The sequence below is a fragment of the Chelativorans sp. AA-79 genome (assembly GCF_029457495.1).
In the GTDB taxonomy this organism is placed as follows: domain Bacteria; phylum Pseudomonadota; class Alphaproteobacteria; order Rhizobiales; family Rhizobiaceae; genus Chelativorans.
Genome location: NZ_CP120361.1, coordinates 4,134,069 through 4,150,708, shown reverse-complemented (window position 1 = coordinate 4,150,708; position 16,640 = coordinate 4,134,069). Strand labels below are relative to the sequence as shown.

14 protein-coding genes are annotated in these 16,640 nt (G+C 65.5%); 6 read left to right on the top strand and 8 right to left on the bottom strand.

The genetic code is table 11. The features are described from left to right. Window positions 1-211: 211 nt before the first annotated feature. Window positions 212-1,333, bottom strand: a complete 1,122-nt coding sequence (locus tag PVE73_RS20285; protein ID WP_277363974.1) for a Gfo/Idh/MocA family oxidoreductase — start codon at window positions 1,331-1,333, stop codon at window positions 212-214. Window positions 1,334-1,424: 91 nt separating this feature from the next. On the opposite strand from PVE73_RS20285, the gene PVE73_RS20280 reads away from it, so the two are divergent. From PVE73_RS20280 to iolB, 6 genes are all read left to right on the top strand, one after another. Then, window positions 1,425-2,258 (top strand): MurR/RpiR family transcriptional regulator, encoded by an 834-nt coding sequence (locus tag PVE73_RS20280; protein WP_277363973.1) that lies wholly within the window; start codon window positions 1,425-1,427, stop codon window positions 2,256-2,258. 153 nt (window positions 2,259-2,411) lie between these two features. Beyond that, window positions 2,412-4,331 (top strand): 5-dehydro-2-deoxygluconokinase, encoded by a 1,920-nt coding sequence (iolC, locus tag PVE73_RS20275; RefSeq protein ID WP_277363972.1) that lies wholly within the window; start codon window positions 2,412-2,414, stop codon window positions 4,329-4,331. Continuing rightward, entirely contained in the window at window positions 4,328-6,151 is a 1,824-nt protein-coding gene (gene iolD, locus PVE73_RS20270) for a 3D-(3,5/4)-trihydroxycyclohexane-1,2-dione acylhydrolase (decyclizing) (RefSeq protein ID WP_277363971.1), read from the top strand. The genes iolC and iolD overlap by 4 nt, the downstream gene beginning before the upstream one ends. A gap of 215 nt (window positions 6,152-6,366) precedes the next feature. Beyond that, window positions 6,367-7,266: a myo-inosose-2 dehydratase gene (iolE, locus tag PVE73_RS20265; RefSeq protein WP_277363970.1), complete on the top strand. Its 900-nt coding sequence runs from the start codon at window positions 6,367-6,369 to the stop codon at window positions 7,264-7,266. A 29-nt stretch (window positions 7,267-7,295) separates the two neighbouring features. Further along, window positions 7,296-7,499 (top strand): DUF3329 domain-containing protein, encoded by a 204-nt coding sequence (locus PVE73_RS20260; RefSeq protein ID WP_277367530.1) that lies wholly within the window; start codon window positions 7,296-7,298, stop codon window positions 7,497-7,499. Between the two features lie 10 nt (window positions 7,500-7,509). Further along, the gene (iolB, locus tag PVE73_RS20255) at window positions 7,510-8,325 is read left to right on the top strand and encodes a 5-deoxy-glucuronate isomerase (protein WP_277363969.1); all 816 of its coding nucleotides are present in this window, start codon (window positions 7,510-7,512) and stop codon (window positions 8,323-8,325) included. Window positions 8,326-8,569: 244 nt separating this feature from the next. Here the strand turns inward: iolB and PVE73_RS20250 are convergent, their stop codons facing one another. The 7 genes from PVE73_RS20250 to PVE73_RS20220 all read right to left on the bottom strand — a co-directional run bounded on the left by PVE73_RS20250 (window position 8,570) and on the right by PVE73_RS20220 (window position 16,585). Beyond that, window positions 8,570-9,985: a mannose-1-phosphate guanylyltransferase/mannose-6-phosphate isomerase gene (locus PVE73_RS20250; protein ID WP_277363968.1), complete on the bottom strand. Its 1,416-nt coding sequence runs from the start codon at window positions 9,983-9,985 to the stop codon at window positions 8,570-8,572. A 259-nt stretch (window positions 9,986-10,244) separates the two neighbouring features. Further along, the gene (locus PVE73_RS20245; protein WP_277363967.1) at window positions 10,245-11,066 is read right to left on the bottom strand and encodes a sulfite exporter TauE/SafE family protein; all 822 of its coding nucleotides are present in this window, start codon (window positions 11,064-11,066) and stop codon (window positions 10,245-10,247) included. A gap of 42 nt (window positions 11,067-11,108) precedes the next feature. After that, complete coding sequence (locus PVE73_RS20240; RefSeq protein ID WP_277367529.1) at window positions 11,109-11,975, bottom strand: ABC transporter permease; 867 nt, start codon at window positions 11,973-11,975, stop codon at window positions 11,109-11,111. 14 nt (window positions 11,976-11,989) lie between these two features. After that, window positions 11,990-12,931, bottom strand: a complete 942-nt coding sequence (locus tag PVE73_RS20235; RefSeq protein WP_277363966.1) for an ABC transporter permease — start codon at window positions 12,929-12,931, stop codon at window positions 11,990-11,992. Continuing rightward, a complete protein-coding gene (locus PVE73_RS20230) occupies window positions 12,928-14,016 on the bottom strand; it encodes a dipeptide ABC transporter ATP-binding protein (RefSeq protein WP_277363965.1) in 1,089 nt (362 codons plus the stop codon). The genes PVE73_RS20235 and PVE73_RS20230 overlap by 4 nt, the downstream gene beginning before the upstream one ends. Next, on the bottom strand, window positions 14,013-15,029 hold the full coding sequence (locus PVE73_RS20225; RefSeq protein ID WP_277367528.1) for an ABC transporter ATP-binding protein: 1,017 nt from the start codon (window positions 15,027-15,029) through the stop codon (window positions 14,013-14,015). The genes PVE73_RS20230 and PVE73_RS20225 overlap by 4 nt, the downstream gene beginning before the upstream one ends. Before the next feature lie 41 nt (window positions 15,030-15,070). Continuing rightward, window positions 15,071-16,585, bottom strand: coding sequence for an ABC transporter substrate-binding protein (locus PVE73_RS20220; RefSeq protein ID WP_277363964.1), 1,515 nt, complete (start codon window positions 16,583-16,585; stop codon window positions 15,071-15,073). Between the last annotated feature and the right edge of the window lie 55 nt (window positions 16,586-16,640).

Sequence of the window (16,640 nt, the reverse complement as noted above, 5' to 3'; positions counted from 1 at the left end):
ATTTTCGTGTGCCCGGAAAGCCGCAAATTTTGTTCCCCTTCGCTACTCGATTGCCAAGCATCCAGCCGGCAGTCGGCGAAATTCAAGAGCCGTTCGAGCGAAATACGGTCAGATCATTTCAGCGTTTCCTGGAAACGCTGAAATGATCTAAGTTTTTGATTTTACGCAATTCCGGACGGAAAACCGGTTTCCATTTTTGCTGGGAATTGCTCTAGACGGCCACCACCCGCCGCCCCTCCCGCGCCGAGGCGGCCATGGCGTGGATGACCTTTTCGAACTCCAGCGCTTCGGAAAAATCCGGCGAGGATTTCTCGCCGCCGCCGATCCAGCGCAGGAAGGCGCCGGCTTCGAGCACCTTGAGGTCGTTGAAGCCGAGCTGATGGCCGGGCGCGGGGCAGAAGAGGCCGTAGGGAGGATGCGCGGGGCCAGTAAGAATGGTCTTGAAGCCCTGCAGCGCCTTTTCGCCATCGTTCCGGTAGAGCTGCAATTCGTTCATGCGTTCCTGGTCGAAGACGAGCATGCCTTTCGTGCCGTGCACTTCGAAGCCGAGCTTGTTCTTGCGGCCCCAGGCCGTGCGCGAGGTGGAAAGCGAGCCCTGAGCGCCGTTCCGGAAGCGCACCAAGGCGGTGGCGACATCCTCGTTCTCGACCGGCTTGCGCTCGCCGCCATCGGGCAGGGCGCGTGTCTCGTGCACGGTCTGCATGTCCGCGACGAGGCTTTCGATCGGCCCCATGAGGCCGTGGGCCATGGAAACGAGATGGCAGCCGAGGTCACCCAGCGCGCCGAGGCCGGCTTCCTTAAGCCGTGCCCGCCACGTCCAGGGCAGGTCGGGATCGGCCTGGTAATCCTCGTCCACCCAGCCGCGGAAATGGATCGGCCGGCCAATGGCGCCGTCGCGCAGGAGCCGGCAGGCATGCTGGAAGGCAGGGTTCCTGATGTAGTTGTAGCCGACGATGGTCTTCACGCCCGCCCTTGCGGCGGCAGCGGCCATCGCTTGAGCCTCGCCCAGCGTCAGCCCCATGGGCTTCTCGCAATGGACGTGTTTGCCCGCCGCGATCGCCGCAAGCGCCATCTCGCGATGCATGCGGTTGGGCGTGGTGACGGAGACGATGTCGACGCGTGGATCGGAAACGAGCGCCCGCCAGTCTTCGGTGGCGCGCGCGAAGCCGAACTGCGCGGCCATTTCCTGTGCCTTGTCCAACGGCGTATCGCAAAGAAGTTCCAGCCGCGCCTCGGGCACATCACCCAGCACCGCCTTCGCCGCGCGATAGGCGAGCGCATGCGCTTTCCCCATGAAACCGGTACCGATGAGTCCAATTCCGACGTTGCGCATGGTAGGCCTCCCTGAACGACTGCATTGGAATTTTTATTCCAATGCGGTTAGGATTGGGACAGCTGTTTTGTCAAGCTGAGAAAGACGCTCCATGGATGCAGTCACCGCCCCGGCCAATGTCGAGGAACTGCTCGACCGTATCCACGAGCTGTCCGGCGACCTGCCGAAGCGGCTCAAGCAATGCGCCGACCATTTGGCCGCCAATCCGGACCGCGTGGCGGTTTCCACCGTGGCCGAGATGGCCGAAGGTGCGGGCGTCCAGCCTTCCGCCTTCATGCGCTTCTGCCAGGTGCTGGGCTTTTCCGGCTATTCGCAGATGCAGCGCCTGTTCCGCGAATCCTATGCGCAGAACTGGCCGGACTATGCCACCCGGCTGGAGAAACTGCGCGAGAGCGGTGCCGGCAGCCCCTCCGCGCTTCTGGCCGAATTCATCGAGGCAGGGCGGCTTTCGCTGGAGAACCTTGCCAAGACCGTTGATCCACGCGCGTTGGACGCCGCCATCAAGACGCTTTCGGAAGCCAATATGGTGCACATCGTCGGTCTGCGCCGGGCCTTTTCCGTGGCCTCCTACCTGGCCTATGCTTTCGACAAGATGGACGTGCCCACCATGCTGCACAATGGCGTGGGCAAGCTCGACAGCCGCCATGCGATCCGCTCCGGCGACGCGGTCATCGCCATCACCTTTGCCCCATATACGCCCGAGACGGTGGAGCTTGCGGAGGCGGGCCGCCGCGCCGGGGCCAAGGTCGTGGCCATCACCGATTCCCACGCGAGCCCGCTCAGAACCGTGACGCCGCTGCTCCTGACGGTCTCGGAGGCCGATTTCGGCGATTTCCGCTCCCTTTCGGCGACATTGTCGCTCGCCGTCGCATTGGTCGTGGCCGTGGGCACGGCGACCCGCACGAAGAGAAATGGAATTTCCTGATTGAAATTGCGATAAAAATGGAACATATCTTCCATATCCTGTGAAGATCAGGAAGGGCATACGGCGCCCGCGTGAGAGGCTTGCCCGCGGGGACCCCGGACCGGCATCGCCTTTCAAGGCGAGCAGGATGCGCATCGATCTGGGAGGAGTGATGTGACGAAACCGCTGGACGTCATCACCATTGGCCGCTCGTCGGTCGACCTTTACGGCGCGCAGGTCGGCGGCCGGCTGGAGGACATGGCCTCCTTCAACAAATATCTCGGCGGTTCCCCCACCAACATCGCCGCCGGTGCCGCGCGCCTCGGTTTGAAATCGGCACTCATCACCCGCGTGGGCGACGAGCATATGGGCCGCTTCATCCGCGAGGAGTTGAGCCGCGAAGGTGTCGACGTGCGCGGGGTCAAGACCGACGCGGAGCGGCTGACGGCATTGGTGCTCCTCGGTATCCGCGACCAGAACCAATTCCCGCTGATCTTCTATCGCGAGAACTGCGCCGACATGGCGCTGTCGGAGGAGGATATCGACCCCGCCTTCATCGCCGAGGCCGGCTGCGTGTGCGCGACGGGCACCCATCTCTCCCATCCGCGCACCGAAGCCGCGGTTCTGAAGGCGCTGCGGCTCGCACGCGAGAACGGCGCGAAAACTGCGCTCGACATCGACTACCGCCCCAACCTGTGGGGGCTTGCCGGCCACGGAGCCGGCGAAAGCCGCTTCGTCGAATCCGAGCGCGTGACGGCCAAGCTGCAGAAAACCCTGCCGCTCTTCGATTTGATCGTGGGAACGGAGGAGGAGTTCCACATCGCCGGCGGCTCGACGAATACGATCGTGGCGCTGAAGACGGTGCGGCGGCTGACCGACGCGGTGCTCGTGTGCAAGCGCGGGCCCATGGGGGCCTCCGCCTTCGCAGGCGAAATCCCGGACACGCTCGACGAGGGCGAGGCAGGCGAGGGCTTTCCCATAGAGGTCTTCAACGTGCTGGGTGCGGGCGACGGCTTCATGGCCGGTTTGCTGAAGGGCTGGCTCACCGGTGAGGATTGGCCGACCGCACTGAAATACGCGAACGCCTGCGGCGCCTTTGCCGTCTCCCGCCACGGCTGCACGCCGGCCTATCCCTCCTGGGAAGAGCTGCAATATTTCTTCCGCACCGGCATCAGGAACCGCGCGCTGCGCAAGGATGCGGCCCTGGAACAGGTGCACTGGTCGACCAACCGCAAGGGCGACTGGCCGGAAATGCGCGTCTTCGCCTTCGACCACCGGATGCAACTGGAGGAAATGGCGGACGCCGCCGGCGCGCCGCGCGAGCGCATTGGCGATTTCAAGGTGCTCTGCCTTGAAGCGGCGCGCGAGGTGGAGGGCGGCAGGCAGGGCTACGGCATACTCTGCGATGGACGGTTCGGACGCGAAGCGCTCTACCGCGCCGCCGGCAGCGGATTGTGGATCGGCCGGCCGGTGGAGTGGCCTGGCTCTCGCCCGCTCGAGCTGGAGCCCGACCTCGGTCCGGATTTCGGCGGCCTCGTCGAGTGGCCGCTGGAGCACGTGGTGAAGGTGCTCTGCTTCTACCATCCGGACGACGACGCGGATATGAAGGCGCGGCAGGAGGACGTGGTGCAGAGGCTTTTTGCCGCCTGCCGCCGCAACCGGCTGGAGATGCTCCTGGAGATCATCCCGTCCAAGGTGCGCCCCGCCGACGACATGGCCACCGCCGCCGTCATCGAGCGCTTCTACGAGATCGGCGTCTATCCCGACTGGTGGAAGCTGGAGCCCATGACCTCGAACGCGGCATGGAAAAATGCCTGCGAGGCGATCATGCGGAACGACCCCCGCACGCGCGGCATTGTCGTATTGGGGCTCGACGCGCCATTGCAAGAGCTCGAGGAGAGCTTTTCCATTGCCGCGGGTTTCGATCTGGTGAAAGGCTTCGCCGTCGGCCGCACCATTTTCGCCGATGCCGCCCGGCGCTGGCTCGCCGGTGAGGCGAGCGACGAGGAGGCCACAGCCGACATCGCGCAAAGATACCAGTCCCTGTGCGCGATCTGGGACCGCGCACGGACCGGGAAAGGGAGGTCCGCATGAAGACGATCCGACTGACCGCAGCCCAGGCCGCCACCCGCTACATCGCGGCGCAGATGAACGAGGACGGCGAACCGTTCATTGCCGGCGTGTGGGCGATCTTCGGCCACGGCAATGTGGCCGCCCTCGGCGAGGCGCTCCATGCGGTGCGCGAGACGCTGCCCACCTATCGCGGCCACAACGAGCAATCCATGGCCCATGCGGCCATCGCCTATGCCAAGCAGCTCGGCCGCAGGCGGGCAATGGCGGTGACCTCCTCCATCGGCCCCGGCGCCACCAATATGGTGACGGCGGCGGCACTCGCCCATGTGAACCGACTGCCGGTGCTGTTCCTGCCGGGCGACGTCTTCGCGGGTCGCGGGCCTGACCCGGTGCTGCAGCAGGTCGAGGATTTCGGCGACGGCACAATCACCGTCAACGACTGCTTCCGCCCCGTCTCCCGCTATTTCGACCGCATCACCCGGCCCGAGCAGCTTCTGACCGCGCTGCCGCGCGCCTTCCGCATCATGACGGACCCCGCCGATTGCGGGCCGGTGACGCTCGCCTTCTGCCAGGACGTGCAGGCCGAAGCCCATGACTGGCCCGAAAGCTTCTTCGAACCGAGGGTGTGGCGCATGCGGCGCGTGCAGCCCGACCCGGTGGAGGTCGAGGAAGCGGCGAAGATCATCGCGGCCGCGAAGACGCCTGTCATTGTCGCGGGCGGCGGCGTCCACTATTCGCATGCCTATGAGGCGTTCCGGTTCTTCGTCGAGGCGCACCGGATCCCGGTGGTGGAGACGCAGGCGGGCAAGTCGTCGCTGCCATGGGACCATCCGCTCAATCTCGGGCCCGTCGGCGTCACCGGCTCGTCCAGCGCCAATAGACGCTGCGCCGAGGCCGACGTGATCATCGGCGTCGGCACAAGGTTCCAGGATTTCACAACCGGTTCGTGGTCATTGTTCTCGCGGCCCGGGCGCAAGCTTATAAGCCTGAACGTCAACGCCTATGACGCGGTGAAGCACGGCGCGGTGCCGGTCTGCGCGGATGCCTGCGTGGGGGTGGAGGCGCTGTGGCGCGCGCTGGGCGACAAGCGCTTCGAGCCGCCGCCCGCGTCGCTGAAGGAGGAGTGGTTCGCCGCCGCCGACGCGGTGACCGCGGCGCCGGAAGACACCAACGCGCTGCCCACCGACATGCAGGTGATCGGCGCGGTGCAGCGCGCCGCAAGGGAAGACACGGTGGTGATGTGCGCGGCCGGCACCATGCCGGGCGAGCTGCACAAGCTCTGGAAGGCGGGGCGGCCGATGTCCTACCACATGGAATACGGCTATTCCTGCATGGGCTACGAGATCGCCGGCGGGATGGGCATCAAGATGGCCGAGCCCGACCGCGACGTGGTCGTGATGGTGGGCGACGGCTCCTACATGATGATGAACTCGGAGCTTGCCACCGCGGTGATGATGGGCATCAAGATCACGGTCGTCATCACCGACAACCGAGGCTACGGCTGCATCAACCGGCTGCAGATGTCCACCGGCGGGGCCGAGTTCAACAACCTGTTGGACGATGCGCGCCACGTGAATCCTTCACATATCGACTTCGTGGCGCATGCGGCCTCCATGGGAGCGCATGCGGAGAAGGCGGGCTCGATCGCCGAGCTGGAGGACGCGCTCGAGCGGGCGCGGGAGGCCGACAGGCCCTTCGTGGTGGTCATCGACACCGATCCCTATCCCTCGACGGAGGCCGGCGGCCACTGGTGGGACGTGGCCGTGCCCGAGGTGTCGGAACGCGAGCAGGTGAGAAAAGCGCGCGAGAAGTACGAAGCCGCGCTGAGGGAGCGAGCTTGAATGAAGGAAATGGTCGGCCGCAGGTGGTGTGGCGATGGTCGGGCATGGATCCTCGGGCCGAGCCCGAGGATGACGAATGCATTGAGCGTTTCAGCCGGTCACCTGCGTAGGAGAATTGCGGCGAGCATCTCAACGTCGTCATCCTCGGGCTCGGCCCGAGGATCCATGCCTGGACGTCGAAGCCTCCCCGGCCGTTGCCCACAGGAGGCTGACCGATGATCCGCTACGGTACCAACCCCATCGCCTGGTCGAACGACGACGACCGGTCGATCGGCGCGTATATCCCGCTGGAGCAGTGCCTGCGGGAAGCCGCCGAGATCGGCTTCGAGGGGATAGAGAAGGGGCACAAGATGCCCTCCGACGGCAGGGAGCTGAAGGCGGTGCTGGGACAGCACGGGCTCATATTCGTCTCCGGCTGGCATTCGCTGAACCTGCTTACCAACGACATCGAGACGGAGAAGCGGGCGATCCAGCCGCATCTCGACATGCTGAAGGCGAACGACTGCAAGGTTTGCATCGTCTGCGAAACGTCGAATGCGATCCATGGCAACGACGCGGTGGCGCTGAAGGACAAGCCGGTGCTGGAGGATCATCGCTGGCCTGCCTTCTGTGCCGGCGTGGAGGCGATCGCGGAACATTGCGGCAGTCAGGGCATCGATCTCGTCTACCACCATCACATGGGCACGATCGTCGAGAGGCGCGAGGAGATCGACCGGCTGATGGCGGGCACCGGCCCGGCGACGAAGCTTCTGCTCGACACGGGCCACGCCTGGTTCGGCGGCTCGGATCCGGTGGAGCTCGCCCGCGCCTACATGCCGCGCGTGCGCCATTTCCATGCCAAGAACGTGCGCCCGGCGATCCGCCGACAAGTGGAGGAGGAGGGGCTTTCCTTCCTCGAAGGTGTGCGGCGCGGCGTCTTCACCGTGCCGGGTGATCCGGAAGGCGGGATCGAATTCGAGCCGGTGCTGAAGGTCGCCGCCGAGCACGGCTACGAGGGCTGGCTGGTGATCGAAGCCGAGCAGGACCCGCGCAAGGCCGACCCGGTGACCTATCAGTCGATGGGGCTGGAGGCGCTCAAAGAGGCGGCCAGAGCTGCCGGGCTGGACCGCGGCTGAGCGCGGTCTATATTCACCAAATGCAAAAGCTGTTCGATCTCGACCACCCCTTCTTCCGGCCGCTTTGGCGGCGGCTGGCCATCATCGCGCTCTGCCTCGGCTGGGGGCTGTTCGAATTCATCATGGGCAACCCCTTCTGGGGCACGCTCTTTGCCGGCCTCGGCGTCTACTGCGTCTGGGGATTCCTGATCGACTACAAGCCCGAGGCGGGCACCGAAAACAAGACGGAGTAAGGAGAAGACGATGCCGCAACTCCTCGTCAAGCCCGCAGGCACCGCCGGCAAGGTGCACGACGTCACCCCGCGCTCGGCCGGCTGGAGCTATGTGGGCTTCGGCCTCTACCGCCTGAAGGCGGGCGAGACGGCGCAGGAGGAGACCGGCGACCGCGAGGTGATCCTGGTGCTGGTGGAAGGCAAGGCGGAGATCGCCGCCGACGGGAAGGATTTCGGCGAGCTTGGCGACCGCATGGATGTCTTCGAGCGCCGCCCGCCGCATGCGGCCTATATCCCGAACGGTTCCCACTGGTCGGCTAAGGCCACCACGGACTGCACGCTCGCGGTCTGCTCGGCGCCGGGCGAGGGCGGGCATGATGCGCAGGTGATCGGCCCCGCCGGCATTGCGCTCACCGAGCGCGGCAAGGGGGCGAACACCCGCTACATCAACAACATTGCCATGGAGGATCGCGACGTTGCCGGCAGCCTGCTGGTGACGGAGGTCTTTACGCCGCAGGGCAACTGGTCGTCCTACCCGCCGCACCGGCACGATGAGGACGACTTCCCGAACATGACCTATCTGGAGGAGAGTTATTACCACCGGCTGAACCCGGCGCAGGGCTTCGGCTTCCAGCGGGTTTTCACGGAGGACGGCAGCCTGGACGAGACCATGGCCGTCTCGAACCACGACGTGGTGCTCGTCCCGCGCGGACATCATCCCTGCGCCGCGCCCTACGGCTATGAGATGTACTATCTCAACGTCATGGCCGGGCCGCGCCGCGCCTGGCGCTTCAAGAACCACCCCGACCACGACTGGATCTTCCAGCGGGACGCGAAGGTGGAGTGAGATGATCCCGGCGGCGTCGGCATGGCACAGCCAGCGCCCTTCGCACCCCCCTCTGGCCTGCCGCCCATCTCCCCCTCAAGGGGGGAGATCAGCCGTGGCGACGACTTTCGCCAATCGCGGGCGTATATTGGCGGTGGTGAGCAAGCGGCAGATGCAATCTCCCCCCTCAAGGGGGGAGATGGCCGGCAGGCCAGAGGGGGTATGAAAGGGCGGAGTCTTTCCCTTTGACGGCCGGTCGAAACCCCTACGCCCGCCCGTAGACGTCGTCGAAGCGCACGATGTCGTCCTCGCCGAGATAGTCGCCGCTCTGCACCTCGATGAGGACGAGCGGCAGGATTCCCGGATTTTCCAGCCGGTGCCTGAACCCGCAGGGGATATAGGTGGACTGGTTGGTCGCAAGCAGGATCTCCTGCTCGCCATTGACGATCTTGGCGGTTCCGCTCACCACCACCCAGTGCTCGGAGCGATGATGATGGGCTTGCAGGCTCAGCCGCGCGCCGGGCTTGACTTCGATCCGCTTGATCTTGAAGCGGTCGCCTTCCTCGAGCACCGTGTAGGTGCCCCAGGGGCGGTGCGCCGTGCGGTGCAGCTTCGCGGCCTCGTGCCCCTGTTCCTTGAGCCTGTTGAAGAGATGCTTCACCTCCTGCGCCTTCGCCTTGTGGGCGACGAGGAGGGCGTCGGGCGTGTCCACGACAAGGAGGTCGGTGACGCCGACCAGCCCCACCAGCCGGTCTTCCGAATGGACGAAGCAGTTTTGCGTACCCTCCAGTACGGTTTCGCCGCGCGAGCGGTTGCCGTTCTCGTCGGGCGCGGTGAGATCCGCCACGGCCGCCCAGGAGCCGATATCGGACCAGCCGCAATCGAGCGCGATGCAGCCGACATTCTGCGCCTTTTCCATCACCGCATAGTCGAACGAAATCGAGGGCGTGGCGGCAAAGCTCTCCCGGTCGATTTCGAAGACCGTGCGGTTGTCGGAGTGGAATGTGCGCGCGGCCTCGTAAGCAGCGCGAGCGCCGGCCAGCACCTCGGGGCAGTGCTCCTGCATGGCCTTGATCATGGTCCCGGCCGCGAAGCAGAACATGCCCGAGTTCCAGTAGAAGCGGCCGCTCGAAACGTAATCGGCCGCCTTCTTCGCGTCCGGCTTTTCCACGAAGCGCAGCACGTTTCCGTCCTTGGCTTCTATGTAGCCGTAGCCCGGTTCCGGCCTTTCCGGCACGATTCCGAACGTGGCGATACGGCCTTCTTCGGCCATTGCAGCGGCCTCTCCGGCCGCTTGCGCGAAGGCAGCCTCGTCGAGGATCAGATGATCCGAAGGCAGGACGAGGAGGATGCCCCCCGGCCCTTCAACGGCATGGACATGAAGCGTGGCGAGAGCGACGGCGGCTGCGGTGTCGCGCCCGAACGGCTCCAGAAGATAGGTGTTCCCGCGTTGCGGCGCCCTGGCATCCGCGTAGGCGTCGGCGGTGAGGAACAGGAGCTCGCGGTTGGTGACAGTGACGATGCGCTCGACCCGGTCGAGATTGGCCGCGCGGGCATAGGTCCGGCTGATCAGGGTGGTCCCGTCGGGCAGCTCGATGAAGGGCTTCGGACGGGCTTCCCGCGAAAGCGGCCACAACCGCGATCCGGCGCCTCCGCTCATGATGACAGGCGTAATGCTCATCTCCTCCCGCCTCCGAACTCGATCACGCAGATGACCGCCGATGGCACCCTGCATGCGCGCGGGCACCGACCCGTTGGCGTATAAAGATCGGCTTCAACCACATGCAAGTCAATCCGTCATTGCTGGCGGATCACCGGCCTCTCGGCCTACCGCTTTCGATCGGGCATGACGGGGAATCCTCGTCCTGCAGGGCGCTGCGCTCATTTTCAATCTCGCGCCCCGGTCGGCGATCTCATCCGTCGGGCGTAGGCGGCAAGGATCAGCTCATCAGCATCCGCACCGCCGTGACGAACAGGAAGAAGGCGAAAGCCATCTTCAGGTAACGTGCGTTCATGGCGTGGGCGAGCCTCGCACCGAGCGGTGCGCAGAGGAAGCTGACCGGGGCGATGAGTGCCACGGCCGCGAGATTGACATAGCCGAGGCTGAGCGGCGGGCGTTCCGGCATGTCCCAGCCGGCCCATATGAAGCCCGCCACCGCCGGCAGCGCGATCAGCAGGCCCAGGGCGGCGGCGGTCCCCACGGCCTTGTGGACGGGGTAGCCGAAAAGCGAGAGCGTGGGCACGGAGAGCGTGCCGCCGCCGATGCCCATCAACGACGAGATGAAGCCGATCACGCCGGCGATGCAGCCATTGACGATGCGGGAAGCGGGCAGGTGATCGGACAGGACCAGCGTTTTCGGGATGGCCATGTTGACGGCGACGATGATTCCCACCACGCCGAAGACGGCGCGCAGTCCTTCGCCGGGAATATAGCGCGAGAGGATGCCGCCGATCAGCGCACCGAGGAAGACGAGCGGCCCCCACAGCTTGAGGAGACCGGTATCCACCGTGCCGCGCTTGGCATGGGCGCGCATGGAGGAGATGGATGTCGGGATGATGGTGGCGAGCGACGTGGCGACCGCGAGATGGCTCGCCGTATCGCTGGGGAAATCGAGAAGCTCCATGAGCCAGAACAGCACGGGCACGACGACGATGCCGCCGCCAACGCCGAGCAGTCCGGCAAGGATGCCGCCGATCGAGCCGGTAAGGAGGACGCCCGCAACAAGCGCAACGACTTCGGGCCAATCCAGGTCGAGATACAAGATGCGTTCCTTTATGCGTCTGCGGCCATTCGGTTCCGGCGGTTACTTGGAGCGGGGATCGAGCGCATCCCGCAGCCCGTCGCCCAGAAGGTTGAAGGACAGCACGGTGAGGAAGATCGCCATGCCAGGCCACAGCGCCATCCACGGCGCGTTGCCGAGGAAGCGCTGGGCGGAGTTGAGCATGGAACCCCAAGAGGGCGCGGGCGGCTGCTGGCCGAGGCCGAGGAACGACATGCTCGCCTCCGCGATGATGGCGGCAGCGATCGTCAGCGTCGCCTGCACCATGAGCTGCGGCAGGACGTTGGGCAGGATGTGGCGGAAGGCGATGCGCCATTGCGGGTTGCCCACCGCGCGCGCCGCCTCGACATAGTCCTCCGCCTTGATGGAAAGGACCTGCCCGCGCGTGAGCCGCACGAAGAGCGGCATTGCGGTGATGCCGATGGCGAGCATCGCGTTCGTCAGGCTGGGGCCGAGGAAGGCGGCGAAGGCGATGGCGAGGATCAGGAAGGGGCATGCGAGCATCGCGTCGGTGAAGCGGCTGATGAGGCCGTCGATCAGGCCGCCGATGAAACCGGCCGCAAGCCCCAGCGGCACGCCGATCGCCATGGCGATGCCGACGGAAATGAGGCCCGCCATCAGCGAGGCGCGGGCGCCGTAGATGATGCGCGAGAGGATGTCGCGGCCCGTTTCGTCCGTGCCGAGCCAATAATCCGCCGATGGCGGCTGGCGCACCGCCGTCCAGCTTTGTGCGGTGGGATCATAGGGCGCCAGCACCGGCGCCAGGATGGCAACGGCAATGACGAACAGCACGACCGCAAGGCCGAAAACGGCGCTCTTGCGCCGCACCAGGCGCCGCCATGTGCGGCTGGCGAAGAAGGCCTGCAGGGGATTTTCTGCCGGTTTTGGGATGGCCGCTTCCAAGATCAGCTCCTCAGACGCGGGTTGACGAGCACATAGCCGATATCAGCCAGAAGATTGAGCACGATGTAGAAGACCGCGGTCACCAGAACGACTCCCTGGACGACCGCATAGTCGCGCGTGAAGACCGCGTCGACGATCAGCTTTCCGAAACCGGGAATGGTGAAGATCTGCTCGGTGAGCACGGCGCCGGAAAGCAGCGCGCCGAATTCAAGCGCGCCCAGCGTGATGATGGGCGTGAGCGCGTTGCGCATCGCGTGCTTGAGGACCACGGTTCGCTCGGAGAGGCCCTTGGCGCGTGCGGTGCGCACATAATCGCTTTCGAGCGCCTGGAGCATGGCGCTGCGCGTGTGACGCATGATGATGCCGGCGACCGCCGTGCCGAGCACGAAGGCCGGCATGACCGTTGTGGCGAGGTTCATGCGCCAGTCCTTCAACGGGCTCACATAGCCCGAAGCCGGCAGCCAGCCGAGATGCACCGAGAAGAAGAGGATCAGCATGATCCCGAGCCAGAAATTGGGGATGGAGATGCCGGCGAGCGAAGCCACGTTCGTGGCGTAGTCGACCGCCGAATCCCGCTTCACCGCCGAGATCAGCCCGCCTGCGATGCCCAGGATGAGCGCGATCAGGATGCCCATGACGGCGAGTTGGAGGGTGACGGGCAGCTTCTGCAGGATCAGGTCGAGGACCGGCTGGTTGTGCCGCAGCGACACCCCGAGATCGCCCATGAAGACGCCCTTTATCCAGTAGAGATACTGCACGAAGATCGGCTGATCGAGATGGTATGCGGCGCGGATACGCGCGATCGTCTCCGGGTCGGGGTTCTCGCCCGCGAGCACCAGGGCCGGGTCGCCGGGCAGGAGGTGCTGCAGGGAGAAGATGATGAGCGACAGGAGGAACAGCGTCGGCACGAGCTGGAGCAGGCGGCGGGCGAGCAGCGTGGTCATGCCGTGTCCTCCATCGCGCGCGGCGTGAAATCGTCGAAGGCGGCGAAGAGCCGGTCGAGCTTCGGATTGCGGATGCCGGCCGTCGGAAGCAGCGCTTCGGCAGGCGGAAGCTCCTGCCAGAAGGCGCAGGCATTGCCGTGGCCGCCGGGTTCGAAATCGAGCACCATGGGCACCGTCTTGCATGCCTCCCGCGCATAAGGGCAGCGCGTGTGGAGCCTGCATCCCGGCGGCGGCTCCAGAGGGCTCGGCAGGTCGCCCGTGAGCCCTTCCGTCCTTCTCTCGGCATGGGGCACGGCCGCAGGGATAGCGGAGAGCAGCGCGCGGGTATAGGGATGGCGCGGCGCGGAGAAGATCTCGCGCGTGGTGCCGAGTTCCACGAGCTTGCCCAGATACATCACCGCCACGCGGTCGGAGATGTGCTTCACGACGCTCAGATTGTGCGAGATGAAGATGAAGGAAAGGCCGAGCCGCGCCTGGATGTCCTTCAGCAGGTTGAGGATCTGCGCCTGGATCGAGACGTCGAGCGCGGAGACCGCCTCGTCGCAGACGATGACCTTGGGTTCGGGCGCCAGCGCGCGGGCTATGACAACGCGCTGGCGTTGCCCGCCGGAGAACTCGTGCGGGTAGCGGCCGGCATGCTCCGGCCTGAGCCCGACCATCTCCAGAAGCTCCGCCACGCGCTTCGCCCTTTGGGCCGCGGGCACGACGTCGTGCAGCATCAGGGGCTCGGCGATCGCCTGGCCTATGGTCATGCGCGGATTGAGCGAGGCATAGGGATCCTGGAAGACAAGCTGGATCTGCCGCCGCTGGCGCCGCATGGCTTGGTGACTGAGGCTCGTGATGTCCTGCCCGTCGAGCACCACCGTGCCGGCGGTGGGCTCGATGAGCCGTGCAAGGAGGCGGCCGATGGTCGACTTGCCGCAACCTGATTCGCCCACGATCGCCAGGGTCTCGCCGGGCATGAGAGAAAGGGAAACACCCTCCACCGCGCGCACCTCGAGGAGGGGACGGCCGAGCAGCGTCTTCTTCACGACGAAGCGCTTTTCGAGATTGCGCGCTTCGAGGATGGGCGCAATGGCGTTCATAGCGCCATCTCCGACAGCGGCGCCCGCCAGCAGCGGCTGAAATGACCGGCCGATACCTCGATCAAGGGCGGCATCTCGGCGCATTTCCCGATCCGGAAGGGGCAGCGGGACTGGAAGCGGCAGCCCTTCGGCGGGTTAGCGAGGTCCGGCACCGTTCCCTTGATGGAGACGAGTCGCTCCCGTTCCTCTTCGAGCCTTGGAAGCGAGCCAAGCAGCCCCACGGTGTAGGGATGCTGCGGGAAGGAGAAAAGCTCTTCCACCGGACAATGCTCGACGACCTGGCCGGCATACATGACGATCACGTCGTCGCAGACCTCGGCCACCACGCCGAGATCGTGCGTGATGAGGATGATCGCCGTGCCGGTCTCCTCCTGCAGATCCTTCATGAGATCGAGCACCTGCGCCTGAATGGTGACGTCCAGTGCCGTCGTGGGCTCGTCGGCGATCAGGAGGTCCGGGTCGCAGGAAAGCGCCATCGCGATCATCACGCGCTGGCGCATCCCGCCGGAGAGATTGTGCGGATACTGGTCGTAGCGGATTTCAGGCGAGGGGATCCGCACCAGCTTCAGCATGGCGATGGCGCGCTCCCTCGCGGCGGAGCGGCTGATCCTGCGGTGGCGGAGGATGACCTCGGTGATCTGCTCTCCGATCGTGTAGGAGGGGTTGAGCGAGGTCATCGGCTCCTGGAAGATCATCGCGAGCCGGTTGCCGCGCAGGTCTCGCATGGTGCTCTCGGGCGCGCCGAGAAGCTCGCGCCCCTCGAAGAAGACGCTGCCCGATACTTCCGCCCCATGACGCGGCAGAAGCCGCATCACGGAGAGCGAGGTGACGCTCTTGCCGCTGCCCGATTCGCCGACGATGCCGAGCGTCCGGCCTTTCTCGACCGTGAAGCTGACGCCGTCCACGGCATGGACCCTGCGCCCGTCATTGTGGAAGGTGACGCCGAGGTCGCGCACTTCCAGGAGCGGACGCGCGACGTCCCCGGCCCGAGGGGGGCGGGCCGGGGACGCGATTGCCGCCTTGTGCTCGCGAGTGTCGTTCACGCGATCGCCGGTTATTCCGCCATCGTCACGCCGACAAGCCGGATGATGCCGTCCGGATAGGGGTTGAACCCCTGCAGCTTGGCGTTGTGCGCGAAGATCCACTGCGAGTGGTAGAGATAGACGATCGGAAGATCATGAAGCAGGATTTCGACCGCCTCCTTGTACTTCGCCTTGCGCGTCTCGGGGTCCGCCACTGCGCGGGCCTCGGCCAGGACGGCGTCGAGCTCCTCGTTGCAGTAATGGGCGTCGTTGCCGGCCGCGCCGCAGGCAAGCATCGGCGTGATGTTGAGGTCTGGGTCGACACGGCCGCTCCAGCCCACCAGATGCGCCTGGAACTTGCCCTGACGGGCGATGTCGAGCAGCGTCATCAGCTCGGTCGGCTTGATCTCCATCTTAATGCCGATCTCGCCCACCATGGCCTGGATGATCTGCGCCACCTGCTGGCGTTCGGGATCGGTCGGCACGAGAAGCTCCAACTCGACCTCGTCCACGCCGGCTTCCTGCATCTTGGCGCGGGCGGCTTCCACATCCCGCTCGGGCACCGGATTGTCCTTGTCGTAGTAGAAGCTGGACGGCGGGAAGGGCTGGTTGCCGGTGGCGAACTGCCCCTCGAACACGACCTGGTTGATGGCGTTGCGGTCGATCGCAAGGCTGAAGGCCTCGCGAACGGCCTGTTTCTGCGCGATGTCGAGATTGGCCCCCTCACCGCCGATATCGAAGGTGATGCCGTAATAGCCGAGGCCCACCACCGGCGAGACTGCCAGGTTCGACTCCGACTTCACCGAGGCCACGTCGGTCGCCGCCAGGCGCTCGATCAGGTCCATCTGGCCCGAACGCAGGTTGAGCAGGCGCACATTGCTGTCGGGCATGCCGCGGAAGACCAGCTGGTCGAAGTGGTAGTCGCCGGCGTTGTAATAGTCAGCGAATTTCTCGAGCACGATGCGGTCCTGCGCGACATGCTCGACGAATTTGTAGGGGCCGGAGCAGACCGGGCTCGACGTGAAGTTCTCGCCGAGCTCCTCGCCGGCCTTGGGGCTGATCATCATGCCGGCACGGTCGCTGAGCGCGGCGAGCAGCGGGACGGACGGCTCCTTGAGCGTGATCTGGACGGTATGCTCGTCGACGGCCTCGACGCTGTCGATGGAGCTGATCTCCGCCTTGCGGCGCGAGATCTCCATGGTGAGCGCGCGCTCCAGGTTGTATTTCACCGCTTCTGCATTGAAGGGCTCACCGTCATGGAAGGTGACGCCCTCGCGCAGCTTGAACGTGAGCATCTTGCTGTCGTCGCTCCATTCCCAGCTCGTGGCGAGCATGGGCGCGATCTGCCCCTCCGCGTCGATGTCGACCAGCTTGTCGCAAAGCGACTGGAGGACATGCCGGCCGACGAAGCTCCAGTTGGTCGCCGGATCGAGCGTGTCCGGATCGTCCTGCAATGCGATGTTGAGCACGGACTGGGCGGAAGCCGGTGCGGCGCCGAGCACGCCCAGCGCGATTCCCGTCATCAGTGCGAGGTGGATCGGTTTCATCACTATTCCCTCTTTTGGCTGCGTTCCACTTGTTGTTCTTGCGCGATTCCGGACG